This is a genomic window from Janthinobacterium sp. 64 (assembly GCF_002813325.1).
GTDB lineage: Bacteria > Pseudomonadota > Gammaproteobacteria > Burkholderiales > Burkholderiaceae_D > Janthinobacterium.
In genome coordinates, this window is sequence record NZ_PHUG01000001.1 from 4,704,650 (window position 1) to 4,730,014 (window position 25,365).

Genomic DNA, 25,365 nt, shown 5'->3' on the forward strand with positions numbered 1-25,365 from the left:
ATGCTGCTCTGGCTCGCTCATTATTTCCAGGACGACATTGGCCCATTGCGGGTCTTTAACTTCATCACGTTCCGCGCCGTCTTCGCCACTCTGACGGCGATTTTGATTGGCCTGTGCGCCGGTCCCGCCGTGATCCGCATGCTCACGCGCATGAAGGTCGGCCAGGCCGTGCGCACGGACGGCCCGCAGACGCACTTGAAAAAACACGGCACCCCGACCATGGGCGGAGTGCTGATCCTGATCGCCATCGGCATTTCCACCCTGCTGTGGGCCGACCTGTCGAACCGCTTCATCTGGCCGGTCCTGATCGTCACCCTGGGCTTTGGCGCCGTCGGCTGGGCCGATGACTACCGCAAGGTGGTGCACCAGGACCCGGAAGGCATGCGTTCGCGCGAAAAATACTTCTGGCAGTCGCTGATCGGCATCGTCGCCGCCTTTTACCTGGCGTTTTCGGTTTCCGTGTCGGAACCCGACGCGGGCCACGTGTGGAATCTGATCTACGCCTGGGTGCAGTCCGGCTTCGCCATGGACCTGCCGCCGAAAGCCGACCTGATCGTGCCCTTCTTTAAAACCATCAGCTATCCGCTGGGCGTGTGGGGCTTCATCGCGCTGACCTATTGCGTCATCGTCGGCACCAGCAACGCCGTCAATTTCACCGACGGCCTCGATGGCCTGGCCATCATGCCGACCGTGATGGTGGGCACGGCCCTGGGCCTGTTCGCCTACCTGACGGGTAACGCCACGTATGCGCGCTACCTGTTCATTCCGCACATTCCGGGCGCCGGCGAACTGGTGATCTTCTGCGGCGCGCTGGCCGGTTCCGGCCTGGCCTTCCTCTGGTATAACACGCATCCCGCGAAAGTGTTCATGGGCGACGTGGGCGCGCTGGCACTGGGCGGCGCACTGGGCACCGTGGCCGTCATCGTGCGCCAGGAAATCGTCCTGTTCATCATGGGCGGCATCTTCGTCGTCGAAACGCTGTCCGTGATCATCCAGGTCGTCTGGTTCAAGTACACCAAGAAGCGCTATGGCGCCGGCCGCCGCGTCTTCCTGATGGCGCCCTTGCATCACCATTTTGAACAAAAAGGCTGGAAAGAGACGCAGGTTGTCGTGCGTTTCTGGATCATCACCATGATGCTGGTGCTGCTCGGCCTGACCACCTTGAAGCTGCGCTGATGATGTACGACGCTAAAACCGCACTGGTACTGGGCCTCGGGGAGTCAGGCCTGGCCATGGCCCTGTGGCTGGCCCGCAGCGGTGCGACCGTGCGGGTCGCCGACACGCGCGAGGCGCCCGAGCGCCTGGCCGCGCTGCAGGCTGCCGTGCCGCAGGCGCAGTTCATCGCCGGCGCCTTCACGGCCGAATTGCTCGATGGCGTAGACTTCGTCGCCGTCAGCCCTGGCCTGGCGCCGGGCCGCGAACTGGCGCACATCGCTCCGGCCGCAGTTGAAAAAAATATCCCCGTGTGGGGCGAGATCGAACTATTCGCCCAAGCGCTGGCCGCGCTCAAGGCGGAACGCGGCTATGCGCCGAAAGTCATCGCCATCACGGGCACGAATGGCAAGACGACGGTGACCAGCCTGGTGGGCCTGCTGTGCGAGCGCGCGGGATTGCTCACGCGCGTGGCCGGCAATATCAGCCCGGCGGCGCTCGACGTGCTGCGCGAAGTGCTCGATGCCGAACCTGTGCCCGTCGCCGTTGAAGAAGAGGACGAAGCCGCGCAAGCCGTCGCCAGCACCCTGCCGCAGGCGTGGATTTTGGAGTTGTCCAGCTTCCAGCTGCACACGACGTTCAGCCTGCAGGCCGATGCGGCCACGGTCTTGAACCTGTCGCAAGACCACCTGGACTGGCATGGCGACATGGCCTCCTATGGTGCCGACAAGGCGCGCATCTTCGGCGAGCAGACCGTGCGCATTTTGAACCGCGACGATGCGGCCGTCATGCACATGGCCGATCCGCTGGCCGAAACCATCACTTTCGGCACGGGCGAACCGGTGGAAGTGGACAGCTTTGGCCTGGTCAACGAGCGCGGCATCTTCTGGCTGGCGCAAGCCGTGCCCAGCGAAGAAGTGATCGAGAAAAAACGCAGGAAGAACGATCCGGCGCCGGAACCGGTGCCGACGATGGCGAAAAAACTGATGCCGGCCGACGCGCTGAAAATCCGCGGCCAGCACAATGCCTCGAACGCGCTGGCGGCGCTGGCCCTGTGCCGCGCCATCGGCCTGCCATTCGCGCCGCTGCTGCATGGCTTGCGCGAATACCAGGGCGAACCGCACCGCGTGGAACTGATCACGGCCGTGGGTGACGTCGAATACTACGACGACAGCAAGGGCACGAACGTGGGTGCGACGGTAGCCGCCCTGTTTGGACTGGGCAAGGCGTTTGGCGGCGCGGAACAGCGTCTGGTGCTGATCGCCGGCGGCGACGGCAAGGGGCAGGATTTCTCGCCTCTGGCTGAACCGGTCTCGCGCTATGTGCGCGCCGTGGTGCTGATCGGGCGCGATGCGCCTGCGCTGCGCGCTGCTCTGGAGCCGGCGGGCGTGGACATCGTCGATTGCAGCACCTTGCCGGAAGCCGTCAAGCGCGCCAGCGGCCTGGCGCTGGCCGGCGATGCCGTGCTGCTGTCGCCCGCCTGCGCCAGCCTGGACATGTTCAAGAACTATGCGCACCGCGCGCAGGTATTTGTCGACGCCGTGCGCGACATCGCGCTGGAAAACGGACAGGATATCTGATGGCCTTCCAACTGCCCTTCAGCTTTGGTTCCGGCTCGGCTGCCAAGCCGCTGGATAGCCGCGCGCGGCAATCGAAGATGATGGACTATGACAAGCCGCTGGTGTGGGTGGTCCTGCTGCTCATGTTGCTGGGCATGGTGATGGTGTATTCGGCGTCGATTTCGCTGTCGGACGCGCGCAAGTTCGCCGCCTACACGAACAATTACTTTGTCGTGCGCCAGGCGCTGTTCATCGGCGTGTCGGTGATTGCCGGCGCGCTGGTGTTCCGCATCCCCGTCGCCACCTGGCAAAAGATGGCGCCGTGGCTGTTCATCGGCACCCTGGTGCTGCTGGTGATGGTCTTGATACCGGGCCTGGGCGTGTCGGTCAACGGTGGCCGCCGCTGGCTGAACCTGCCGGGCCTGCGGCCGCAGCCGTCCGAGCTGATGAAGGTGGTGATGGTGCTGTACGCTGCCGACTACACCGTGCGCAAGCAGGAATACATGCACAAGCTGACCAAGGGCTTCATGCCGATGGCGCTGGCTGTGAGCTTCGTCGGCCTGCTGCTGCTGATGGAGCCCGACCTGGGCGCTTTCGGCGTGATCGTCTGCATCGCCATGGGCATTCTGTTTTTGGGCGGCGTCAACGCCATCTGGTTCGGCGGCATCGGCGCCATGCTGACGGCGATCTTCGTCACCATCATCGCCTTGTCGAAATTCCGCCGCGAGCGGTTTTTTGCGTATCTCGATCCGTGGCAGGAAGACAATGCGCTGAACAAAGCCTACCAGCTGACGCATTCCTTGATCGCCTTCGGGCGCGGCGAACTGTTTGGCGTGGGCCTGGGCGGTAGCGTGGAAAAGCTGCATTACCTGCCCGAAGCGCATACGGACTTCTTGCTGGCCGTGATCGGCGAGGAACTGGGCCTGGTCGGCGTGCTGGTCGTGATCGGCATGTTCTACTGGATTATCAAGCGGGCGTTCGACATCGGCCGCCAGGCGATCGCCATCGACCAGACCTTTGCGGGCCTGACGGCGAAGGGCATCGCCATCTGGATCGGCGTGCAGACCTTCATCAACATGGGCGTGAACCTGGGCCTGCTGCCGACCAAGGGGCTGACCTTGCCCTTGATGAGTTATGGCGGCACGGGCGTACTGATTAACTGTATCGGCCTGGCGATCCTGCTGCGCATCGACTACGAAAACCGGATCCTGATGCGCGGGGGCCGGCTATGAACAACGTGACGAACTTGAAAACGACAAAAAGACTGATGATCATGGCGGCCGGCACCGGCGGCCATATTTTCCCGGGCCTGGCGATTGCGCAGACGATGCGCGCGCGCGGCTGGGAAGTGAGCTGGCTGGGCACGACCCATGGCATGGAGCAGGACCTGGTGCCGAAGAGTGGCATTCCGATGGACGCCATCGCGTTCTCCGGCATGCGCGGCAAGGGCCTGGCGCACACGCTCAAGGGCGGCTTCAAGATGCTGGCCAGTTTTTTTGCCATCCGCCGTTTCATCGCCAGCCGCAAGCCTGACGTGGTGATGGGCATGGGCGGCTACGTCACCGTGCCGGGCGGCCTGATGGCGCGCCTGAAGGGCGTGCCGCTGGTGCTGGTCAATGCCGACGCGGCGCTGCTGTTGTCGAACAAGACGCTGGTGCCGCTGGCACAGCAGGTGTGCTTCGGCTTTCCCGCCGATTTCGGCAGCGCCGCCGGCAAGGCCGTCGTCACGGGCAATCCCGTGCGCGCCGAGATCCTCGCCATGGCGCCGCCGGCGTCCCGCTTTGCGGGCCGCAGCGGGCCGCTGCGCATCCTGGTGGTGGGCGGCAGCCTGGGCGCGAAAGCGCTGAATGACAATCTGCCTGCCGCGCTGGCGCTGATGCCGGAGGGCGAACGTCCGCTGGTGACGCACCAGTCGGGCAAGAAGAATATCGACGCCCTGCATGCCGCATATGCGCAGGCGGGCGTGCAAGCCAATGTGGTCGACTTCATCGACGACATGGCCAAAGCGTACACCGAGGCCGACCTGGTGATTTGCCGCGCAGGCGCGATCACCCTGTCGGAATTGACGGCGGCCGGCGTGGCCAGCGTGCTCGTGCCGCTGGTGGCGTCGACGACCAGCCACCAGCGCGACAACGCGCAATGGATGGCGAAACAAGGTGCGGCGATTCATCTGCCGCAGACGGAAATGAGTGCGGCGTCGCTGAGCACATTGCTGGCGTCCTTGACGCGCGATACCTGCCAGCACATGGCGCAAGCGGCACTGGCAGCAGGCAAGCGCGACGCCAATGAGGCGATCGCACACGTATTGGAAAAACTGGCATGAGGTTAGCTCTGTGAAGCATAAAGTAAACAATATCCACTTTGTCGGCATCGGCGGCAGCGGCATGAGCGGCATCGCCGAAGTGCTGGTCAACCTGGGCTACAAGGTGTCGGGCTCCGACCTGGGCAGCAATGCGGCGACGCAGCGCCTGGCGAGCCTGGGCGCGACCGTCATGCTCGGCCACGCGGCCGAGAACATCGGCGACGCCGATGCGGTGGTGACGTCGGGCGCCGTCCCGCAAGACAATCCGGAAGTGGTGGCCGCGCGTGCGCGCAAGATCCCGCTGGTGCCGCGCGCCGTGATGCTCGGTGAATTGATGCGTTTGAAACGCGGCATCGCGATTGCCGGCACGCACGGCAAGACGACGACGACCAGCCTGGTCGCTTCGGTGCTGGCGCAGGGCGGCCTCGATCCTACTTTTGTGATCGGCGGCCGTTTGACCAGCGCTGGCGCGAACGCCAAGCTGGGCTCGGGCGACTATCTGGTGGCCGAAGCCGATGAATCGGACGCCTCGTTCCTGAACCTGACGCCGATGATCGAAGTGATCACGAATATCGACGCCGATCACATGGATACGTACGAACACGATTTCGAAAAGCTCAAGCAGGCGTTCGTGCAGTTCACGCACCGTCTGCCTTTCTATGGCCGCGCCATGCTGTGCATCGACGATCCGCACGTGCGCGCCATCATCCCGTTCGTGACCAAGCCGGTCACCACCTATGGCTTCGCGCAGGACGCCGAAGTGCGCGCCATCAATGCGCGCGCCGTGGGCCTGGAAATGCATTTCACGGTGCTGCAGGAAGGCTATCCTGATCTCGACGTGGTGCTGAACCAGCCTGGCATGCACAATGTGCAAAATGCCTGCTCGGCGATCGCCATTGCGCGCGAAATCGGCATCGCCGACAGCGCCACGCAGCAAGGGCTGGCCGAATTTTCCGGCGTGGGCCGTCGCTTCACGCGCTACGGCGACGTGGCGCTGCCGAACGGCGGCAGCTTCGCCCTGGTCGACGATTTCGGCCATCACCCTGTGGAAACGGAAGTGACCCTGGCCGCTGCGCGCGCCGCCTATCCAGGCCGCCGTCTGGTGCTGGCGTTCCAGCCGCACCGTTACAGCCGCACGCGCGACCTGTTCGAGGATTTCGTGAAAGTGCTCGGTGCGCCCGACGTGCTGCTGCTGTCCGAAGTGTATGCGGCGGGCGAAGCGCCCATCGTCGCCGCCGACGGCCGCGCCCTGGCGCATGCGCTGCGCGCGCGCGGCAAGATCGAACCGATTTTCGTCGAGTCCATGCAGGACATGGCCGACACCATCATGAGCGTGGCGCGCGACGGCGACGTCGTGCTGACCATGGGCGCGGGCTCGATCAGCGGCATCCCGCAACAACTGACAACATATCAATCTCACACTGCAAAGGCCTGACGTGAACCAAGCTTCAGTTATCGACGTTAAACAATTGGGCAAGGTCGGCGTCCTGTTCGGCGGCAGTTCGGCCGAGCGCGAAGTGTCGCTGATGTCCGGCACGGGCGTGCTGGCCGCCTTGACAAGCCGTGGCGTGGACGCGCACGCGTTCGACACGGGCGAACGCAGCCTGGCCGAACTGGCCGCTGAACAATTCGACCGCGTCTTCATCGCGCTGCACGGCCGCTTCGGCGAGGACGGCAGCCTGCAGGGCGCGCTGGAGCAGCTGGGCATTCCCTACACGGGCAGCGGTGTGATGGCGTGCGCGGTGGGCATGGACAAGGTCTATACCAAGATGATCTGGCTGATGCACCAGCTGCCGACGCCACAGTACGCGGTGCTCGATGACAGCGCCGACCTGGCCAAGGTCGCCGCGGAACTGGGCTTGCCGCTGATCGTCAAGCCGCCGCATGAAGGTTCGAGCATCGGCATCACGACCGTCAACGAAGCATCGGCCTTCCAGGCGGCCTACGACATCGCCGCCGGTCTCGATGATTCGGTGCTGGCCGAGGAATTCATCAGGGGCCGCGAATTCACCGTCGCGATCCTGGGCAAGGGCGCCACGGCGCGCGCGCTGCCGCCGATCGAGATCGTCGCGCCGCAAGGCAATTACGATTACCAGAACAAGTACTTCACGGACGATACGCAGTATTTCTGCCCGCCGCAGCTGGACCAGGCGATCGTGGCGGAAATGGAGCGCATTGCCGTGGCAGCCTACCGCGCCCTCGGCTGCGAAGGCTGGGGACGGGTCGACGTGCTGATGCGCGCGGCCGACAGCAAGCTGTTCCTGCTGGAAGTGAACACCTCGCCAGGCATGACGGGCCATTCGCTCGTGCCGATGGCGGCGCGCGCGGTGGGCATCAGCTATGAAGACCTGTGCCTGGAAATCGTCGCTGGCGCGCGTTTGAAAATGCACAAGGGACAGCACTGATATGTGGCATGACGCTAAAAGCCTCAATACGACTGCCAACGGCTTGCTGGCCGCGGTTCTGGTCGTGTGCGTGGCGGCCGGCGTCTGGTGGGTGTCGCAGCGTCCCATGTTCGACCTGCGCACGATCAAGGTGGAAAGCGCGGACGACAAGGGCCTGCGCCACGTGAATTACCTGACCCTGCGCAGCGGCACTTTGGGCCGCATCAAGGGCAATTTTTTCACGACCAATCTGGAAAGCGTGCGCGGCGTGTTTGAATCGGTGCCTTGGGTGCGCCGCGCCAGCGTGCGGCGCGAGTGGCCGAACCAGCTGATCGTGGCGCTGGAAGAACACGAAGCGCTGGGCACCTGGGGCGAGGACGGGCGTTTGCTGTCGGTCAAGGGCGATGTGTTTACGGCCAATGTGGCCGAAGCGGAAGACGACCATGAGTTGCCGGCGTTTGCCGGCCCCGATGGCAGCGAGAAGGAAGTGCTGGCCACCTACGTGCAGCTGGCAAAGTGGTTTGCGCCGCTGAAGATGGTGCCGGAAACCCTGTCGCTGTCGAGCCGCTATGCGTGGACGGTGAAACTGGATAACGGCATGAGCGTGGCGCTGGGGCGTGAACAGAATCATACGACCCTGAAGGCGCGGGTCGACCGGCTGGTGGGCATCTACCCGCAACTGGCGAGCCGGCTGGAAAATATCGACACGATCGATATGCGCTACCAGAATGGCCTGGCGCTCAGTTCCGCCGGCCTGGTGATACCGGCCGAAGGCAAGGATGGCAAGCCAGTGATGAAGAAGAAAAACAGCAGTCCGCTTAAAAAACCGACTTAACTTAATAATTTAGCCCATACAGTAGGCGACAGAAATGACAAAAGACGCGAAAAACCTGATCGTCGGCCTCGACATCGGCACCTCGAAAGTGGTGGCGGTGGTAGCCGAAGTGATGTCCGACGGACGCCACGAAGTGATCGGGCTGGGCCAGCACGAATCGAAGGGCCTGAAAAAGGGCGTGGTGGTCAATATCGAGGCCACGGTGGAATCCATCCAGCGCGCGCTGGAAGAGGCCGAGCTGATGGCCGACTGCAAGATCCGCAATGTGTACGCGGGCATTGCGGGCAGCCATATCCGCAGCTTCAATTCCAGCGGCATGGTAGCCATCAAGGACAAGGAAGTGACGGCGACCGACGTGGCGCGCGTCATCGAGACGGCAAAAGCGGTTAACATTCCGACCGATCAGCAATTGCTGCACACGGTGCCGCAAGAGTTCATCGTCGACAGCCAGGAAGACGTGCGCGAGCCTATCGGCATGAGCGGCATCCGTCTGGAGGTGAAGGTGCATATCGTCACCGGCGCCGTGTCGGCAGTGCAGAACATCGTCAAGTGCGTGCGCCGCTGCGGCCTGGAAGTGTCGGACCTGATCCTGCAGCCGATGGCGTCCGCCGATGCGGTGCTCACGCCCGACGAGAAGGAACTGGGCGTGGTGCTGATCGACATCGGCGGCGGAACGACCGATGTGGCGGTATTCTCCGATGGCGCGATCCGCCATACGGCAGTCATTCCCATCGCCGGCGACCAGATTACCAACGACATCGCCATGGCCTTGCGTACCCCGACCGCGGAAGCGGAAGAAATCAAGATCCGCTATGGCGTGGCCAAGCAGGTCCTGGCCGACCCTGGCGAATCGCTGGAAGTGCCTGGCCTGGGCGACCGCGGCCCGCGCAACCTGTCGCGCCAGGCGCTGGCGGCAGTGATCGAGCCGCGCGTCGAGGAGCTGTTCGCGATGGTGCACCAGGTGGTGCGCGAATCCGGTTATGAGGGCGTGCTGTCGTCGGGCATCGTGCTCACGGGCGGCACCTCCATCATGCCCGGCATGGTGGAAATGGCGGAAGATATTTTCCTGAAACCGGCGCGCCTGGGCACGCCCGAGTATCGGGGCCAGCTGGCCGACGTGGTGCGCAGTCCGCGCTATGCCACGGTATTGGGCCTGCTGCTGGAAGCGAAGAAGCAATACTTGCGCGGCCACATTGTGACGCGTCAGGACGGCTCGGTGAAGGCAGTCTGGCAGCGCATGAAGGAATGGTTTTTAGGGAATTTTTAAGGGCCTGATTTACGCCCGGCAGTACAGGTTTTTTGGCAGCATCGCAGGTACACACACATAACTTTATTTTATATTTAACCGCAGTTTTCAATCTCCAGTTCTCCTACCAATATGAGGCCTGGCGCTTGGAAACCGCATCTGATAGGAGCACATCATGGAGTTCGATATGGTCGATAACACAGCTTTAGGTACCGTCATCAAGGTCGTCGGCGTCGGCGGTGCGGGTGGCAATGCAGTCCAACACATGATCAACAAAGGCATGTCGGGTGTGGAGTTCATTGCCGCCAACACCGACGCACAGGCCCTGTCGACATCGAAGGCGCACAACATCATCCAGATCGGCGATACCGGCCTGGGCGCCGGCATGAAGCCTGCCGTCGGCCGCCAGCTGGCCGAAGAATCGCGCGCACGCATCTCCGACGCGCTGCGCGGTGCGCACATGGTCTTCATCGCCGCCGGCATGGGCGGCGGCACGGGCACGGGCGCCGCGCCCATCGTGGCCGAAGTGGCCAAGGAGCTGGGCGCGCTGACTGTCGCCGTGGTCTCCAAGCCATTCTCGTACGAAGGCCAGAAGTGCATGGACATCGCCGACGAAGGCCTGGAGCAGCTCTCCTTGCACGTCGATTCGCTGATCATCATCCTCAACGAAAAGCTGGAAGAGATCTACGAAGACGAAAGCATGCTGGAATGGATGCAGCACGCCGATGATGTGCTCAACAACGCGGTGGCCGGCATTGCCGAGATCATCAACGTGCCGGGCCACATCAACGTCGACTTCAACGACGTGAAAACCATCATGGGCGAGCAGGGCAAGGCCATGATGGGCACGGCGACGGCGTCCGGCGTCGACCGCGCGCGCATCGCCGCCGAACAGGCTGTCGCTTCGCCGCTGCTGGACGGTATCGATCTGTCCGGCGCGCGCGGCGTGCTGGTCAACGTCACGGCCAGCCGTGGCCTGAAGGGTAAAGAGATCAAGGAAGTCATGGCTGCCGTGCGCGCGTTTGCCGCGCCGGACGCGTCGATCGCGCAAGGTATCGCCTACGACGATGCCATGGGCGACGACATCCGCGTCACCGTGGTGGCCACGGGCCTGGGCCGCGCCAAGAAAAACATCCAGCTGGTACCGCAGCAAGTGCTGCGCACCGGTACCCACAACAGCCCTTTGATCCCGTCGGCTGCCATGGGTAGCGCGCAAGCGGCGACGACGACGGTAGGCGTGGCTACGCCGGCAGCCGGTTTCGACGGCATGAAGGCGCCGGCAGTATGGCGCCGCGAATCGGCTTCCGAGCAAGTGCGCGCGATGGAAAAGAATGGCATGGAGACCTACGACATTCCCGCCTTCCTGCGCAAACAGGCTGACTAAGGTGGTTTGATGTATGCAACGACGACGGCGGCCCGAGGGTCGCCGTTTTTTTGCCGGTTGTTGACTTTTGACTTTGCCTTTCCGGCCATTTTCTGCACAAATACGGCAAGTCAGGCATACTATCGCGCAGTGTCGGCATCATGCCGGCAGCATCCTCAACCGACAGTACACAAGGAGTCAACATGACCATCAAGATCGGCGACACCCTGCCAGAAGGCACCCTGGCCGAATTCATCGAAAGCGAAACCGAAGGCTGCGCACTGGGCCCGAACACGTTCAACGTGCAAGACCTGGTCAAGGGCAAGAAGATCGCCATCTTCGGCCTGCCAGGCGCGTACACCCCGACCTGCTCCGCACAGCACGTGCCAGGCTACGTGCAGCACGCTGCCGACCTGAAAGCCAAAGGCGTCGATGAAATCTGGTGCATCTCCGTCAACGACGCGTTCGTGATGGGCGCCTGGGGCCGCGACCAGAAAGCCACCGGCGTGGTACGCATGATGGCTGACGGCAACGCCGCCTTCAGCAAGGCCCTGGGCCTGGACGCCGATTTCTCCAAGCACGGCATGGGCACGCGCTCGCAGCGCTACTCGATGCTGGTCGACAATGGCGTCGTGACGCAATTGAACATCGAGCAGGGCGGCAAGTTTGAAGTGTCGAATGCCGAGACCCTGCTGGGCCAACTGGCTTGATGGTCGGGGTCGGACCCTTCGGGTCGGACCCCAGCAATTGATGTAGGGTTAATGTCCGGCTAAAGCCTGCTGCCAACCCAAATCAAAATATGGGGTCGGACCCAAGGGTCCGACCCCATTTTTATTGCACCGACGGTTTCGTCGCCTCGAACATGGCCGCATCGATGCTGAACGAATAATCGTCCTGCAGCGCGAAATACTTGCGCGCTTCTTCGGGTGCGCCATCGAACAGGTTGCGGATCGCCGCTACGCGCTCGTTCGGCGTGCGCATGCGCGCCACCCACTCGTCGAACTGCATCGTCAGCTTCCATACGCTGCGCAAGCTGTGCGTGAATCCCGTGTTATCGAACTTGGCGCCCCACTCGCAGGTGCGGTAGTCGCGCACGTGCGACGCATCGCGCAGCATTTCCACCGCTTGCAAGGTGCTGTCGTACAGGGCCGTTTTCGGCGCGACGATGTCGACCACGAGCAAGGTGCCGTTCGGGCGCAGCACGCGCCACGCTTCCGCCAGCGCTCCCGCCACATCGTTCCAGTGGTGCGCGGAAAAGCGCGTGATGACCATGTCGAAGCTGGCGTCGGCAAACGGCAGGCGCGCCACGTCGCCCTGCTGCGTGCGGATGTTGTGCAAGCCGCGCTGCACTGTGGCGCAGTCCACCACGTCGAGCATGGGCTGCGCCAGGTCGTAGGCGACGACCGATTGCGCCACGGGAGCGACGGCAAAGCTGGCGTGGCCGGCGCCGCAGCCCAGGTCCAGCACCACCGGCTTGCCGTGGCGGCGCGCGCATTCCTGCATCAGCACCAGGTCGGCGCCTTGCGCATGTACCGCGCTGCTCAGGTAGGCATTCGCCGTCTTGCCAAACTGTTCGGTAACGACATCGTGCTGCTGCATGGTTTTCTCCTGGTGATGGGTGAGTTCCTGCAGAATAGGGATAAAATTATCCTGTAACAAGACCATAACTTATACTGGTATATCTACTACCATGCATCCCCGCCATGTCGAACAAACTTGCTGAATTCATCCGCGCCCGGCGCGAAGCCGTCACCCCCGCCATGGCTGGCTTGCCTGGCGGCGGGCGGCGGCGCACGCCGGGCTTGCGGCGCGAAGAGCTGGCGCAGCTGTGCGACGTCAGTCCCACCTGGCTGACGTGGCTGGAGCAGGGGCGGCCCGTGTCGGCGTCGGCCAAGATGCTGGCCCGCCTGGCGCAGGTGCTGCAGCTGAGCGCGGCCGAGCGCGCCTATCTGTTCGAGGTGGCCGACAAGCATGACCCCAGTCATGGGACGGGCGATGGCGGTGGACTTGCCAGCGCCGAACTGGCCGCCATCGTGTCCGCCATCGACGCGCCCGCGTACATCCTCGACCGCGCATGGAACGCCGTGGCGTGGAACGGGGCCGCGTCCACCTTGTTTGCCGGCTGGCTGCATGGCGGTGCGGCTGCGCCGAACCAGCTGCGCTTCATGTTCCTGGAGTCTGGCGCGCGCGATCTCGTCGTCGGCTGGCCCGAGCGGGCGCAGCGGCTGGTGGCGGAGTTCCGCGCCGATATCGGCCGCCACACGGACCAGGCGCCGCTGGCCGGCCTGATCGCGGAACTGGCCGGCGCCAGCCTTGAATTTCGCCAGTGGTGGGGCGCGCAGCAGGTGCAGGGCCGCGATGGGGGATTGCGCCGCTTCCAGCATGCGCAGCAGGGGCTGCTGGAGTTCAACCAGGTGACCCTGCACCTGGCGCGCCAGCATGAGCTGAAGCTGGTGATGCTGTTGCCGGTGTCGTAGACGTCACTCGCGTGCTTGCCAGGTCCCGGCGTGCTCGTGCCGCTCTGCACCTGCAATGCGCGCTTGCATGGCTGCTGTCATGTGGACATTGCGCTGGGCGTCAACCATCAGCACTTCTTTCAGGTCGAGTTTTTCCGCCATCGCTTGCCAGTCTCGGGGGCCGGTGATGAACAGCGGTTTGGAGTGGCCGTCCGAGCGCAGGCCAGGGTCGCGGCCGCCGCTGGCGATGATGGTGACCGAAGCGACCAGATCGATCGGGTAGCCGCTGCGCGGGTCGATGATGTGCGGGCGGCGCTTGCCGTCCTTCATGAAGTAGCGTTCATAGTCACCGCTGGTGCCGATCGCTTCGTTGTCGCGCAAAGCGATCTGCGCAACTGTCCCGGCGCCACGCGGATCGCGGATGCCGACCTGCCAAGGTCGTTCACCGGGCTGGCCGATGGCGATGACGTTGCCACCGATGTTGACCAGCGCCGCCTTGACGTGCGCTTCGCGCAGCAGCGCGGCGGCGCGGTCGAGCGCGTAACCTTTGGCGTAGCCGCCGAGGTCGATCATGACGGCAGGGTTGACGCTGCTGATGATGTTGCCGTTGTAGCGCAGGTCGGACAGCGATGGCCGCGCGTCGACCCAGCGCTTGATCTCGGCGGCCGGCGGTCCCTGCGCGCCGATGTCGTTTTTCTGGAAGCCCCACAGCCTGATCAGATGCCCAATGGTGGGGTTGAACAGCAGGCCGGAACGCACTGACAGCTTCTCGGCCGATTTTAGCAGGCCGACCATTTCAGCGTCGGCGCGCATTGGCTCGCCTTTGGCGATGCTGTCGTTGAGGGCGGTGAGCATGCTTGGCTCCCACGCGTGGAATTTACGGTGCAGGCGATCGAATTCTCTCAATACCTCGGCGCCAAGCAGGTCGGCGCGCTGCTGCGAACCACCGTAGATGGTGATGTCGACCGTGGTGCCGAACACGTGGCCCCGGGTTTTGTAGAGGCGTTCCTCGCCGGAACAAGCAGTCAGGAACAGCAGTAGCGCCAGCAGCGTGCGGGTGAACATGGAATGTCTCCGGGTGTGGCCGCCGCGCGCAGGCGGCGGCCAGCAGTTTTAATTGCTCTTGGCGACCATGTAGTCGACCAGTGCTTTCACTTCATCATCCTTCAGGCCTGGATTGCCGCCGCGTGGCGGCATCATTTTCACGCCGTTGATGGCGCTCAGGTACAGCGCCGGCTTGCCTTTGGCGATACGCGGTTTCCATCCCGCCTTGTCGCCAACCTTGGGCGCGCCCATGATGCCGCTGCCGTGGCAGGCCAGGCAGGTGGTGGAGTAGGTTTTCTCAACCTTGGCGGCGTCCGGCGCGGCGGCGGCGCTGGTGGCAGATGTGATGGCTGCCAGCATTGCTGCCAGTGCAAGTAGTTTCTTCATGGTCTGTCTCTTTTCAAAAGTAAGTCGGCAAATGCCGGGGTAAAAACGGACCGGCGCTTTCCGCCGAACGGCAATGCCGGCCCAGGCGGTGCTGCTTCAATGCGCCATGGCGTGCGTCGGCATGGCGCCGCTGGCTTCGTTCAGCAGGGCCGGCGTGATCTGCTTGAAGCGCAGCACGCGGCCGCCTTCCTTGCGAACAAACGCTTCCGCGTCCACCTGCCGGCTGAACGAGGCGATGGCCGGGCCCATCGAGCCCTGCGCCTTGCTGCCTAATACATAGAGCGCGTCGTGTGCCCCGATCCAGTGGCCTTGCGGCTGTTGCCAGTTGGCGCTGCCCATGTCCTGCACGTAGAAGGCGCTGGTGGCGCGACGCTGTTCCGGCGCCAGCATTTCACCGAGCAGTTCTTTTACGTCACAGAAGTAGCTGGTCTTGCCGTCGGCGAAGCGAACCTGCGCTTTCGGCCCAGGGAAGTCGCGCAGCAGCATGCCGTCCAGCGCACACGCGGCTTCGTCGGACGGATCAATGGCTGGCAGGTTGGTGGCGCTGTACGTGCAGGCGGCCAGCGCAAGGGTGGCCAGTGCGGCCAGCGCGCTCCTGCGCAGGTGGAAAATAGTCATGAAAATCTCCTGATTGCGATAAAAAACGGTAAAAAAATCCAGGCTAGCATCACGCCCGACAGCAGCGCCGGGTGGGTCCAGCCTTGCGGCATCACGGTGGCCAGCCCATACATGGCTTGCGCCTGGTCCGAGCTGAACACGTTCAGCAGGCGAAATACGTCGGCCGGGTTCAGCATCAGCATGGCGGCGAACAGGCCGCTACCGAGCTGGCCCTGGCTGAGCACCATCACCCCCATCAGCAGCAGGTCGAACACCAGCACGAACAGGAACCACAGCGCCAGTGCAATGCCGCTGGCGCGGACGCGGTCGCGGGTGCTGACCGATACCAGCATGGCAATGCTGAGGAAGGCCAGTCCCATCAGCACGGCGCTGGCGACGAATTGGGCGTAGCGCCAGCCCTCGGCCACAGTCAGTTGCGAGAACAGCGGCAGCAGGCCGGCGCCAAAGCCGATCGCGGTGGCGCTGGTGAGCGCCGCCGCCAGGCCGAGATATTTACCGAGCAGCACTTCCAGCGGCGTCACCGGCATCGACAGCAGCAGTTCCAGCGCACCGCGCTCACGCTCGCCGACAATCGCGTCATAGCCGAGTATCAGGGCGATCAGCGGCACCAGATAGATCACCAGGCTGGACAGGCTGGCGATAGTGGCGTCGATGCCGTGGAAACCAACCTGCCCCTGCTGGGCTGCGCCGAAGTAGGCGATGGCCAGCGCGAAGAAGGCAAACACCAGCGCCACGGCCAGCACCCAGCGGTTGCGCAGCCGGTCACGCCATTCTTTTGCGGCCAGCACGCCGACCTGGCGCCATTCAATGCGTGCGCGCATGAGTGCCTCCGTAGCCGAGAAATACTTGTTCCAATGTCGATTCCTGAATCGCGATGTCGTCGGCGCAAGCGGCCAGCTGGCGCAGCACCGCCATCTTGTCGGCCCTGGCGCAGCGCACGTGCAGCTGTTCGCCATGTTCCTCCAGCGCCAGCTCCAGCGGCAACGCGGCCAGCGCCGCGCGCACGCCCGCCTGCAGCGCAGGCGCAATCGTGGCGGTAATGGTCAGCATCCGGGGCGCATGGGTACCCGTCCGCAGCTGCCTCAGCGTGCCTTGCGCGGCCACCGTGCCGCTCTGCATGATGAGCAGCTGGTCGACCCTGTGCTCGATCTCTGCCAGGATGTGTGAGGTGATGACGATGGTGGCGCCGCGGTCCTGCGCGGTGCGCAAGATGGCGTAAAAGTCGGCGATGCCTTGCGGGTCCAATCCGTTGGTCGGCTCATCGAGGAAGATCAGGTCCGGCTCGCCCAGCAGAGCCTGCGCCAGGCCGAGCCGCTGGCGCATGCCCTTGGAGTACCCCTGTACCGGCCGCGCGGCGGCATGCGTCAGGCCCACCAGGTCGAGCAACGGTGCGCAAGCAGCGCGCGCAATGTGCTTCAAGTCCGCAAAAAAGTGCAGTACTTCCTGGCCACTCAGGTTATCGTAGGTGAGAAAACTTTCCGGCAGATAGCCGACGCGCCGACGCGTCTGGCGAAAGGCAGGTTCGGCCGCGTTCTGGCCCAGTACGTGCAGCGTGCCGGCGCAGGGCGTGATCAGACCGAGCATCAGCTTGAATAGCGTGCTCTTGCCGGCGCCATTGTGGCCGATCAGGCCGAACATGGCGCCATGGGCGATGTCAAAGCTGACGTCCTGCAGCACCGTGAGCGGGCCGTAGCGATGCCGGATGCCGCGCAGGCTGACGGCGGCTTCAGTTGTATTCGATGCGGGGAGCGATGTCATTCCATTTCTTCCAATTCTGTGAGAGCGGGCGCATGCGCGGATGGCGGTCGACTACGCTTGGCGCGCGCAGCAGCGGAAACTGACGCGCGGCAAAGCGCAGCGTCTGCAGCGCGGGGCTGGCGCCGAGCAGCTTGAGCAGCGGGTATTGCCAGTTCAGACGGTCAACCAGGTCGTTCGCTTCATACGCCACGTCACCCTGGCCGTCGCCGTTCTGGTCCCAGCCGTTGTAATTGCTCCAGTAGTTGCCTTCCTGTTTGCCCCATTCGACATCGCGCGCGGCAACAAAGCGCACCTGCTCCTGGTTGCCGATGAAGTCGTTGCCATCGACTTGGTTGTTCGACGAGCCGGCCGACAGGTGCACGCCGGTGCGGTTATTGATGATCAGGTTGTGGCGCAGCGTGTTGTACTCGGCGTCGTAGATGAAAAAACCACGGTCGTTGCCGGCCACCACGTTGTCTTCGATCAGCGAGTCCTGGATGGTGCGCAGCATGATGCCGTGATCGGTATTGCCCCACGCGATATTGCGGCGCACGGTCAGGCTGCGCACCTCCATCAGCGCCAGCCCGGCCCGGCTCAGATATACCTCGTTGTCTTCCCAGGTACTGTGGTTGGTGTTCATGTAGTGCGTGCCGTAGCGGACATGATGGATGCGGTTGTGGCGAAATTGCGCGTCGCGCGAGACGTCGACATAGATGCCGTCGCGGGTGCCGCTGATTTCGTTGCCGGTGACGCGCGCTCCGCGCGTGTCGTACACCTGGATGCCATTGCCGCGCTGCGCCGATTGCAGGTCGTGCCGGCCGGTGATGGTGTTGTTCAGCAAGCGCGCATCATCAACGCCTTGCAGCCAGATGCCGAACAGGTTGGCGACCAGTCGACAGTTGTTGATCTGTACGCGATGCGCGCCAGGCACGATATAAATGCCGGCGTTCTGCGCAGTGAGGTCCGCGCCGCTGTCGATCACGGTCAGGCCGATCAGGGTGACGTCGGGGGCGGTGATGCGGATGGTGTCGCCGTGCCCTCGGCCGCTGATGGTGGGATGGCTGCGCCCTTGCAGCGTCAGCGCCTTGTCGACCAGCACGTGTTCGTTATACCTGCCGGGTGCGATCAGCAGTGTGTCGCCTTTCTGCGCACTGGCGATGGCCGCATTGATCGACGTGCCCGGCGCCACTTCCAGCACGGCGGCGGCCAGGCCCGGCCCATAGCCGGCCAGTATGACTGCCAGCACCAGCGCGCGCAGCAGCGCCAGCAGGGTGGAAGGCGCCAGCCTCATGCGTCTTCCTTGCCTTGCGACGGCAGCGTTGAGCGCAAGCTGTCGAGCGTAAGGAAGTAGCCGTCGGCGCCGATACGCGTCAGCGCTTCGCCCTTGGCAGTGCGCCGCTTGCGCTCTTTCACCAGGGGTGGGCAGGCGTGATCGTCGTAGTACATCACCATGCAGTCCAGGCATAGCATGCATTCCATCTGATCGATTTTGCCTTGGCTGTCGATGGCGTGCGAGCCGCAACCGGCGGCGCAGGCGTGGCAGCTGGTGCATTCTGCCTTGCGCTTCAGACCGAACAGACGGAACTTGCCGGGCAGCGCCAGGCCCGCGCCCATCGGGCACAGGTATTTGCAGTAGGGGCGCTCGCTGAACAGCGACAGGCCCAGAATGGCGCCGATAAAGAGCCAGAATGGCCAGCTGCGGTTCCATACGCCGACCAGGAAAGTGGTCTTGAAGGGTTCGATTTCGGCCAGATGTTCGGCCGTCTCCATTGAGAACAGGGATACGCCGATCAGGCCGAAGAAGATGGCGTACTTCAGCCAGCGCAGCTTGTCGTGCAGTGGTTTTGGCAGCAGTTTCTGCCAGCGTTTCAGGCCGACGGCGGAACCGAGCTTCAGCATCAGGTGCTGCAGCGAGCCGAATGGACATAACCAGCCGCAGAACAGGCCGCGTCCCCAGATCAGCACCGTGATGATGATGAACCACCAGAACAGGAAGATGAAGGGATCGGACAGGAACAGCTCCCAGCGCCATTGATGGATCAGCGAATGGAGCCAGGTCATCATCTGCGTGATGCTGGGCTGCGCCTTCAGGTAGAAACCGATGAAGCCGGCGCTGATGATCCACAGCACCAGCCGCGGCCAGCTGATCAAAGGCTTGTGCTTGCGCGTCGACGCACGCACCAGCCGGTCGCGTCGTGCGTACCAGATGGCGGTAAACAACAGGGTGGCGACGAAGAAGCCGATTTGCGCAATCCGGTCCAGCCAGATGTTTTGCCACGCCGGGCGCGCCGTCACCACTTTCGGATGGCCGCCTTCCAGATAGCGGGCCGGCAGCCAGTAGGTCTGGTCGTAGTGGGTGAAGGTCTTGGCGCCCTTGGCGTCCAACTGATTGATCAGCAGCGTCAGCGTCCAGGGCCACGCCGGATTGAAGTGTTTCGAGCGGACGATGAAGATGCCCGATTCGCGGTATTGGGGCACATCGCCGGGCTGCAGGTGATACAGATTGAGATAGTCGGTATCGCGGAAGGTGTAGGTTTCAGGATCTTGCCGCACCTGGATGCGGTCGTAGATGCCGCCGCGCACAAAGCCCGAGCCCTTGAACGAGGTCTGGCCGCTGGCGATGACGAAGATCGCATGCTCGTCCGGCTTGAGGTCGCGCATCAGGCGCTGGTAGTTGTCCTCGCCCAGCAGGCTGTTGCCCAGCGTCGGCGTGTTGAGGTAGCCGAAGTAGAGATCGATGTAGTCGCCGCGTGCGCTGTCGGCGCCGACTTCGCGCGCGGTGATCGTCAGGCGGCCGACCGAGCCCTCGTCGGCCAGCTTGCCCCAGTTGAGGCGCTCGTCGAGCGGCGTGAAGCGGGCTGGCGGCCGCGCCGCCGCAGTGAAGATGCCGACCTGGCGGCCGATCTCATAGGCGCTGCGGGAAATTACCTGGTTCTCGGCGATGGCCGTCACGGTGGCGCCGCTGATGGCGTCCAATCCCACGCTGCCATCGCCGCCACGGCCAATTTCCAGCCTGGCGTCACCGCGCAGGCCGACATATTGTCCGATGAACTTGAGCAGCGCCGATTCCGGTATGCCGGCCAGCAGGATCGGTTCGGAATGCTTGATCACGCGCACGCCGGTAATGATGCCTGCGGTGTCCATACCGATCAGTGTAATGACTGGCTTGCCGGAATAGGCGGGAATGTCCACCACGTCGGTTGACAGGAAAACGTAGCCAACGAGCTTGCCGCCGGCGTCCAGCGCTTGCACATAGCGTGGAGAGCCCATGCGCTGCGAGAATCGCTGCGCTTGCGGCATCACGTCGCGGCAGGCGGCATGCGCGCACAGGTCGGCGCCGTGCAACAGTTCGGAGGAAAGTTCAGCGTCGTAGATGTTGGCGGCGGCGATGGGCGGCGCCAGCATAGCCAGTAACATCAAGCACGACGCCAGCGAATTGAACAAGGTTTTTAAAGTAGTCGTCATGGGAATATGCCATGCCGGCTGACGCATCAGCCGGCATGGACTTGCGGGACAACTCAGGCTTCAACCAGGAAACGGCTACGCATTTCCAGATGCAGGGCGTGGCAGAAGTGCGTGCAATACAACCAGAACGCACCGGCGTGATCGGCCTTGAAAGTGACCGACTTGGTTTCCTGCGGATTGACGATAAAGTTGATGTTGTAGGTCGGGATGGCGCAACCGTGGGTCAAATCTTCGACCTTGTCGTAGTTGGTCAGGGTGAGCGTGACTTCATCGCCTTTTTTGACCTTGATGACCGGCATGCTGAACGCCGGCGCTTGCGACATCAGACGCACATGCACCTTGTTGCCCTTGCGCTCGATGCCGGCGTTTTCCGGCGTGACGGCATTCGGGAAGTCGGTCATGGTGTGGATCTGGCGCGTCTTGACCACATCGCGGCGCACGATAATGCCATCGTGCGGTTCCGGGTAGGCAGTGTGATCGGCTATCAGCTTCATGCTGGCGCCGCTGATGTCGACCAACTGTTCGGTTTCAGGATGCAGCGGGCCGACTGGCAGGAAGCGGTCCTTGGAGAACTTGTTGCCGGAGTTAAGGTATTTGCCGTCAGCTTCCCTGGTCTCACCCATCGATGAGTAGTTATGGCCCGGCTGGTAGTGCACGTCCAGCTTCTCGATGATGACCTTGGCGTTTTTGTCGCCCTTGAACTGGGCAATGGCTGCATCCACATTCCATTTGACGGCTTGGCTGTCGAGGAACAGCGAGGTATAGGCGTTGCCCCTGCCGTCGAAGGCGGTGTGCAGCGGGCCGAGGCCGATTTCCGGTTCGGCCACCACGGTGTCGCGCGGATCCTTGACGTTACCGTCGAACCACTGCAGCACCTTGCTCAATTCAATCACGGTGGCGGTCGGCGACAGCTTGCCGGAGCAGACGAAGTATTTTCCGTCCGGGCTGGCGTTGACGCCATGCGGGTTCTTGCTAACCGGGACGTACAGCGAGATCGCGCTTTTAGGATCGGCGTTGGCAGCCTTGCGGCCATCGACCACGGGGACCTTGGAACTGCCGATGGTGGTGAACTTGCCTGCCTTGACCAGGGCCTCGACGCGTTCGATATGCAGGAACACGCAGGCATCGCGCTCGGCCGCCATCATGCCGTTCAGGTCGGCGGCGTTTTCGACGTTGTACTGGTTGCAGGCGGCCAGCTTGCCGTCGTACGAGGTGGCGCACAGATCCATATTGCCGTCAACGCGCACCTGCCACATCACTTCCATGGTTTCTGCGTTGACGCAGCTGAACAACGCACCCCACTTGTCCGGATTGTCCAGGTCGCGGCCGTCGTTCGGCAGCGGGATATGGAATTCGGCGCCGCAGAACACGCGGGTGGTGTAGTCAATCTTCTGGTCGACCGGATCGCGCTTGTCAGGGAACAGGCCGTGGAAGCCGGCCACATTCGGCAGTTCGGTGATCTTGTCGCATTCCATGGTGTCCATGCGGATGCGCGCCACGCGTGAATGCAGCTTGTCGTTGATGAACAGCCAGCGGCCGTCATACGTGCCGTTCTTGTAGCTGCCGTGGACGTGGTGGGTGTCGCCGGTGATGTATTTCAGCGTGCCGTCGGGCTTGGTGCCGATGATGGCTTTCGATTCATTGGTAATACCCCAGCCGACCATGCAATCGACGTTGAACACCGGGATGCGCTTGAGCGTGCGCCCGGAAGGCAGGCCGAGCACCCGCGCTTCGCCCGAATGGCCGGAACTGATGAAAGCATAGTAGTCGTCCAGCTGGCCTGGCGCGATCTCGGTGCCGTGGTGTGCGGCCGGTGCGGCAGCGCTCTTGCCGCCGGCGGCCGCTTCCTCCTTGCAGCCGGCCAGGCCCAGCGTGACGCCTGCCAGGCCCAGTGCGGCGCTCTTGCCGAGAAAGCCGCGGCGGCTCGACGGCGTGTCGTTGGTGGTATCTATCTTCTTGCTGTCCATCTCTCGTTCTCCATCGTTGCAAAATTATAAACAGGCATTTTACATACATCTTTTAAAAAAACGATGACGTAGATCAAGCATTTCAGGCGCCGCCGCCGCGATTGCGGCAGTACTTGATCCAGGCACTGTTTTCGTCGTCGCCCCTGATGAGCTGGCCGGCTTGCTATAATCAATCCCGGCAGCGTCTCCGCTGTGCTGGCTCCGGACGTCGCCATAATGACGTTCCCAGTGGTCCGCCCCGGGCCTGTCGCCAAGGAGCTTTCCCTGTCTTCTCGTCAAGAAAATCTGCACAGCATCTATGCGATGCTGATTGCGGTCGCCATGTTCTCGTGCATGGATACCGCCATGAAGCTGCTGTCTGCCCATTATCCCGCCACGCAGGTCACGGCGATGCGCTCGCTCAGTTCGTTGCCACTGCTGTGCGGCTACATGCTGTACCGCGGTGCGTTCAAGGGCATCTTGCGCATACGCTGGCCAATGCACCTGTTGCGCGCCGCACTCGGCATCGCCATGCTGACCACCTTTGCCTTCGGGCTGAAGTCGCTGTCGCTGGCCGAGGCATATTCGATCTTCTTCATCGCGCCGGCTTTGATCACGGCGCTGTCGGTGTGGGTGCTGAAGGAGCACGTGGGCCGCGGGCAGTGGGTGGCGATTGGCGTCGGCCTGCTGGGCGTGCTGGTGGTGCTGCGCCCCGAAGGCACCGGCTTCCTGTCGCTGGGCGGGCTGGCGATTCTGGTGGCAGCTGCCTGCTACGCCGTGTCGGCCATCAGCGCGCGCGTGCTGGCGCGCACCGACAGCACCGAGGCAATGATGTTCTGGCTGCTGACGCTGATGTCGATTGGCGCAGTAACGCTGGCGTGGAATATCTGGGTGCCTGTGCGTGCCGAACATGGCTCGATCTTGATGGTGCTGGCGCTGTCAGGCTTCTTCGGGCAGTTGGCGATCACCAAGGCTTTCAGCACCGGCAAGGCGTCAATCGTGGCGCCGTTCGAGTACACGGCGCTGGCCTGGGGCGTGGCGATAGACTGGCTGCTGTGGCAGGCGCTGCCGGATCGCTATACCTTGCTTGGCGCGGCGATCATTATCGCCAGCGGCATCTACCTGGTGCGGCGCGAGGCCGTGCATGTGGAAAGTGAGCATCCCTAGCATTTGTTTGCCGGTCAGCATTCCACGCCGCAACTGGATATAATCGTGCCATGTTAAAACAACGCACCATCAAACAATTGGTCCGCACCATCGGTGTCGGCTTGCACTCTGGCACCAAGGTCGAGCTGACCTTGCGTCCGGCCGCCATCGACACGGGCATCGTGTTTCGCCGCATCGACCTCGATCCCATCGTCGAGTTTCCCGCCAGCGCCATGGCCGTGGGCGATACGCGCATGGCTTCCGTGCTGATCAAGGATGGCGCCAGGGTGTCCACCGTGGAACACCTGATGTCGGCCGCGGCCGGCCTGGGCGTCGATAATATGTTCATCGACGTGAATGCGGAAGAAATTCCCATCATGGACGGCTCTGCCTCGTCCTTCGTCTACCTGCTGCAGCAGGCTGGCGTGGAAGAGCAGCCGGCGCCGAAGAAATTCATCAAGGTCATCAAGCCTGTGGAAGTGCGTCACGGCAAGGGTGACGCGGAGAAATGGGCGCGCTTGTCGCCATACGATGGCTTCAAGCTCGACTTCTTCATCGAATTCAACCATCCGGCCGTCGATGGCACGATGCAGCGCGCCTCCGTCGACTTCGGCGACGTGTCGTACGTGCATGACGTGGCGCGCGCGCGCACCTTTGGTTTCATGCAGGACGTGGAAAGCTTGCGCGGCATGGGCCTGGCGCGTGGCGGTTCGCTGGAAAACGCCATCGTCATGGACGAGTACCGCATCCTCAATGCCGATGGCTTGCGCTATGAGGACGAGTTCGTGCGCCACAAGATCCTCGACGCCATCGGCGACCTGTACCTGGTGGGCCACCCCTTGCTCGCCTACTACACGGCGCACAAGTCCGGCCATGCGCTGAACAACCAGCTGCTGCTGGCGCTGCTGGAGCAGCCCGATGCGTATGAAATCGTCTCGTTCGCCACGAACGAGGCGGCGCCGCAATCCTACTTACGCCAGATGGAACGCGAGTGGTCGCTGACGTAGATATGCGTTAGCGCCGTTATTCTCAGTCCTTTGGTTCGCGGTGGTGGCGGACCATGTTGCGCAGCGCCGCGATCAATTGCTCGTTCTGCTTCGACGCGGGCAGGGCCGTGCTCAGCTCTTCCAGGGCAGTCATGGCTTTTTCCGGCAAAACCAGCGAGCGCGTATGCACGATGGGCGCGATGCTCTTGATGACCTGCACTTTCAGCTTGATGCCTGAAATCTGCCAGCCCTTTCTTTCCAGTTCCCCTTGCAACTTCGGCAATTGCTGCTTGAGCTTGGCCGCGAGCGCCGCGTTCGGCGTGGCCAGCACCAGTTGGCCGCCCTCGAATTGCAGGATGTCGCAATGCTCGAACATGGCCGGCAAGGCCTTGGCGCAATCTTTTTGCAGGGCGGCCAGACGCGTCACGGTGGGCATCAGGGAGGCCATCGTGGCGTTGCCGCGCAGAAAATCGGTTGCGCCCGTGACGGCCGGGCCTGAACGGGCAAAGCCGTAGCCACGGCGCGGCGCCGGAGAATAAGTGGGAGTTCGCATGGCCGAAACATAGCACACTCGCCCGCGCATGACGAGTGCGGCGGCGGGTGCGGCGCAGGCGGGCGGGTCGTATTGCCTTACAGTATGGAAAATGTCCGCAATTTCTGCCATTTGTTTGTCATTAAGCTATTGTTATATGGCGCATTAGCCCAACCTTGGCGGGAACGCATGATAAAATCATCGTCT

Annotated in this window: 23 protein-coding genes; 13 read left to right on the plus strand and 10 right to left on the minus strand. The window is 63.1% G+C overall.

Annotation, left to right across the window (positions count from 1 at the left end):
• From mraY to CLU91_RS20805, 10 genes are all read left to right on the plus strand, one after another.
• The gene (mraY, locus tag CLU91_RS20760) at window positions 1–1,176 is read left to right on the plus strand and encodes a phospho-N-acetylmuramoyl-pentapeptide-transferase (RefSeq protein ID WP_071079386.1); all 1,176 of its coding nucleotides are present in this window, start codon (window positions 1–3) and stop codon (window positions 1,174–1,176) included.
• Window positions 1,176–2,732, plus strand: coding sequence for a UDP-N-acetylmuramoyl-L-alanine--D-glutamate ligase (gene murD, locus CLU91_RS20765; RefSeq protein WP_100875640.1), 1,557 nt, complete (start codon window positions 1,176–1,178; stop codon window positions 2,730–2,732). Before mraY ends, murD begins: the two co-directional genes overlap by 1 nt.
• Window positions 2,732–3,943 carry a putative lipid II flippase FtsW gene (gene ftsW / locus CLU91_RS20770; protein ID WP_100875641.1) on the plus strand — a complete coding sequence of 404 codons (1,212 nt, stop codon included), beginning with the start codon at window positions 2,732–2,734 and terminating at the stop codon, window positions 3,941–3,943. The genes murD and ftsW overlap by 1 nt, the downstream gene beginning before the upstream one ends.
• Window positions 3,940–5,034 (plus strand): undecaprenyldiphospho-muramoylpentapeptide beta-N-acetylglucosaminyltransferase, encoded by a 1,095-nt coding sequence (gene murG, locus CLU91_RS20775; RefSeq protein ID WP_100875642.1) that lies wholly within the window; start codon window positions 3,940–3,942, stop codon window positions 5,032–5,034. The genes ftsW and murG overlap by 4 nt, the downstream gene beginning before the upstream one ends.
• 10 nt (window positions 5,035–5,044) lie before the next feature.
• Entirely contained in the window at window positions 5,045–6,448 is a 1,404-nt protein-coding gene (gene murC / locus CLU91_RS20780) for a UDP-N-acetylmuramate--L-alanine ligase (protein WP_100875643.1), read from the plus strand.
• A 1-nt stretch (window position 6,449) separates the two neighbouring features.
• The gene (locus CLU91_RS20785; protein WP_232730819.1) at window positions 6,450–7,418 is read left to right on the plus strand and encodes a D-alanine--D-alanine ligase; all 969 of its coding nucleotides are present in this window, start codon (window positions 6,450–6,452) and stop codon (window positions 7,416–7,418) included.
• A 1-nt stretch (window position 7,419) separates the two neighbouring features.
• Window positions 7,420–8,232, plus strand: a complete 813-nt coding sequence (locus CLU91_RS20790) for a cell division protein FtsQ/DivIB (protein ID WP_100875645.1) — start codon at window positions 7,420–7,422, stop codon at window positions 8,230–8,232.
• Between the two features lie 34 nt (window positions 8,233–8,266).
• Complete coding sequence (gene ftsA, locus CLU91_RS20795) at window positions 8,267–9,499, plus strand: cell division protein FtsA (RefSeq protein WP_010394955.1); 1,233 nt, start codon at window positions 8,267–8,269, stop codon at window positions 9,497–9,499.
• A gap of 154 nt (window positions 9,500–9,653) precedes the next feature.
• Window positions 9,654–10,862, plus strand: a complete 1,209-nt coding sequence (ftsZ, locus tag CLU91_RS20800) for a cell division protein FtsZ (RefSeq protein ID WP_100875646.1) — start codon at window positions 9,654–9,656, stop codon at window positions 10,860–10,862.
• Window positions 10,863–11,044: 182 nt separating this feature from the next.
• Window positions 11,045–11,551, plus strand: a complete 507-nt coding sequence (locus CLU91_RS20805) for a peroxiredoxin (protein WP_100875647.1) — start codon at window positions 11,045–11,047, stop codon at window positions 11,549–11,551.
• A 121-nt stretch (window positions 11,552–11,672) separates the two neighbouring features.
• Here the strand turns inward: CLU91_RS20805 and CLU91_RS20810 are convergent, their stop codons facing one another.
• A complete protein-coding gene (locus tag CLU91_RS20810; RefSeq protein WP_100875648.1) occupies window positions 11,673–12,440 on the minus strand; it encodes a class I SAM-dependent methyltransferase in 768 nt (255 codons plus the stop codon).
• A 104-nt stretch (window positions 12,441–12,544) separates the two neighbouring features.
• On the opposite strand from CLU91_RS20810, the gene CLU91_RS20815 reads away from it, so the two are divergent.
• Window positions 12,545–13,318, plus strand: coding sequence for a helix-turn-helix transcriptional regulator (locus CLU91_RS20815; RefSeq protein WP_100875649.1), 774 nt, complete (start codon window positions 12,545–12,547; stop codon window positions 13,316–13,318).
• 3 nt (window positions 13,319–13,321) lie between these two features.
• Here CLU91_RS20815 and CLU91_RS20820 read toward each other — a convergent pair whose 3' ends face one another.
• From CLU91_RS20820 to nosZ, 8 genes are all read right to left on the minus strand, one after another.
• The gene (locus CLU91_RS20820; RefSeq protein ID WP_100875650.1) at window positions 13,322–14,362 is read right to left on the minus strand and encodes an FAD:protein FMN transferase; all 1,041 of its coding nucleotides are present in this window, start codon (window positions 14,360–14,362) and stop codon (window positions 13,322–13,324) included.
• Between the two features lie 48 nt (window positions 14,363–14,410).
• Window positions 14,411–14,728 carry a c-type cytochrome gene (locus CLU91_RS20825; RefSeq protein ID WP_034748852.1) on the minus strand — a complete coding sequence of 106 codons (318 nt, stop codon included), beginning with the start codon at window positions 14,726–14,728 and terminating at the stop codon, window positions 14,411–14,413.
• 96 nt (window positions 14,729–14,824) lie between these two features.
• Window positions 14,825–15,346: a nitrous oxide reductase accessory protein NosL gene (locus CLU91_RS20830; RefSeq protein ID WP_070305655.1), complete on the minus strand. Its 522-nt coding sequence runs from the start codon at window positions 15,344–15,346 to the stop codon at window positions 14,825–14,827.
• Window positions 15,343–16,167, minus strand: a complete 825-nt coding sequence (locus CLU91_RS20835; protein WP_232730820.1) for an ABC transporter permease — start codon at window positions 16,165–16,167, stop codon at window positions 15,343–15,345. The genes CLU91_RS20830 and CLU91_RS20835 overlap by 4 nt, the downstream gene beginning before the upstream one ends.
• The gene (locus CLU91_RS20840; protein ID WP_100875651.1) at window positions 16,151–17,104 is read right to left on the minus strand and encodes an ABC transporter ATP-binding protein; all 954 of its coding nucleotides are present in this window, start codon (window positions 17,102–17,104) and stop codon (window positions 16,151–16,153) included. The genes CLU91_RS20835 and CLU91_RS20840 overlap by 17 nt, the downstream gene beginning before the upstream one ends.
• Window positions 17,073–18,374 carry a nitrous oxide reductase family maturation protein NosD gene (locus CLU91_RS20845; protein ID WP_100875652.1) on the minus strand — a complete coding sequence of 434 codons (1,302 nt, stop codon included), beginning with the start codon at window positions 18,372–18,374 and terminating at the stop codon, window positions 17,073–17,075. Before CLU91_RS20845 ends, CLU91_RS20840 begins: the two co-directional genes overlap by 32 nt.
• Window positions 18,371–20,548, minus strand: a complete 2,178-nt coding sequence (locus tag CLU91_RS20850; RefSeq protein WP_100875653.1) for a NosR/NirI family protein — start codon at window positions 20,546–20,548, stop codon at window positions 18,371–18,373. Before CLU91_RS20850 ends, CLU91_RS20845 begins: the two co-directional genes overlap by 4 nt.
• A 53-nt stretch (window positions 20,549–20,601) precedes the next feature.
• On the minus strand, window positions 20,602–22,515 hold the full coding sequence (gene nosZ, locus CLU91_RS20855; RefSeq protein ID WP_100875654.1) for a TAT-dependent nitrous-oxide reductase: 1,914 nt from the start codon (window positions 22,513–22,515) through the stop codon (window positions 20,602–20,604).
• A 303-nt stretch (window positions 22,516–22,818) separates the two neighbouring features.
• Here nosZ and CLU91_RS20860 point away from each other — a divergent pair, with 303 nt between their 5' ends.
• Window positions 22,819–23,661: a DMT family transporter gene (locus CLU91_RS20860; protein ID WP_100875655.1), complete on the plus strand. Its 843-nt coding sequence runs from the start codon at window positions 22,819–22,821 to the stop codon at window positions 23,659–23,661.
• 50 nt (window positions 23,662–23,711) lie between these two features.
• Window positions 23,712–24,647 carry a UDP-3-O-acyl-N-acetylglucosamine deacetylase gene (gene lpxC, locus CLU91_RS20865; RefSeq protein WP_100875656.1) on the plus strand — a complete coding sequence of 312 codons (936 nt, stop codon included), beginning with the start codon at window positions 23,712–23,714 and terminating at the stop codon, window positions 24,645–24,647.
• 22 nt (window positions 24,648–24,669) lie between these two features.
• Here the strand turns inward: lpxC and CLU91_RS20870 are convergent, their stop codons facing one another.
• Window positions 24,670–25,179, minus strand: coding sequence for a DciA family protein (locus CLU91_RS20870; RefSeq protein WP_100875657.1), 510 nt, complete (start codon window positions 25,177–25,179; stop codon window positions 24,670–24,672).
• Between the last annotated feature and the right edge of the window lie 186 nt (window positions 25,180–25,365).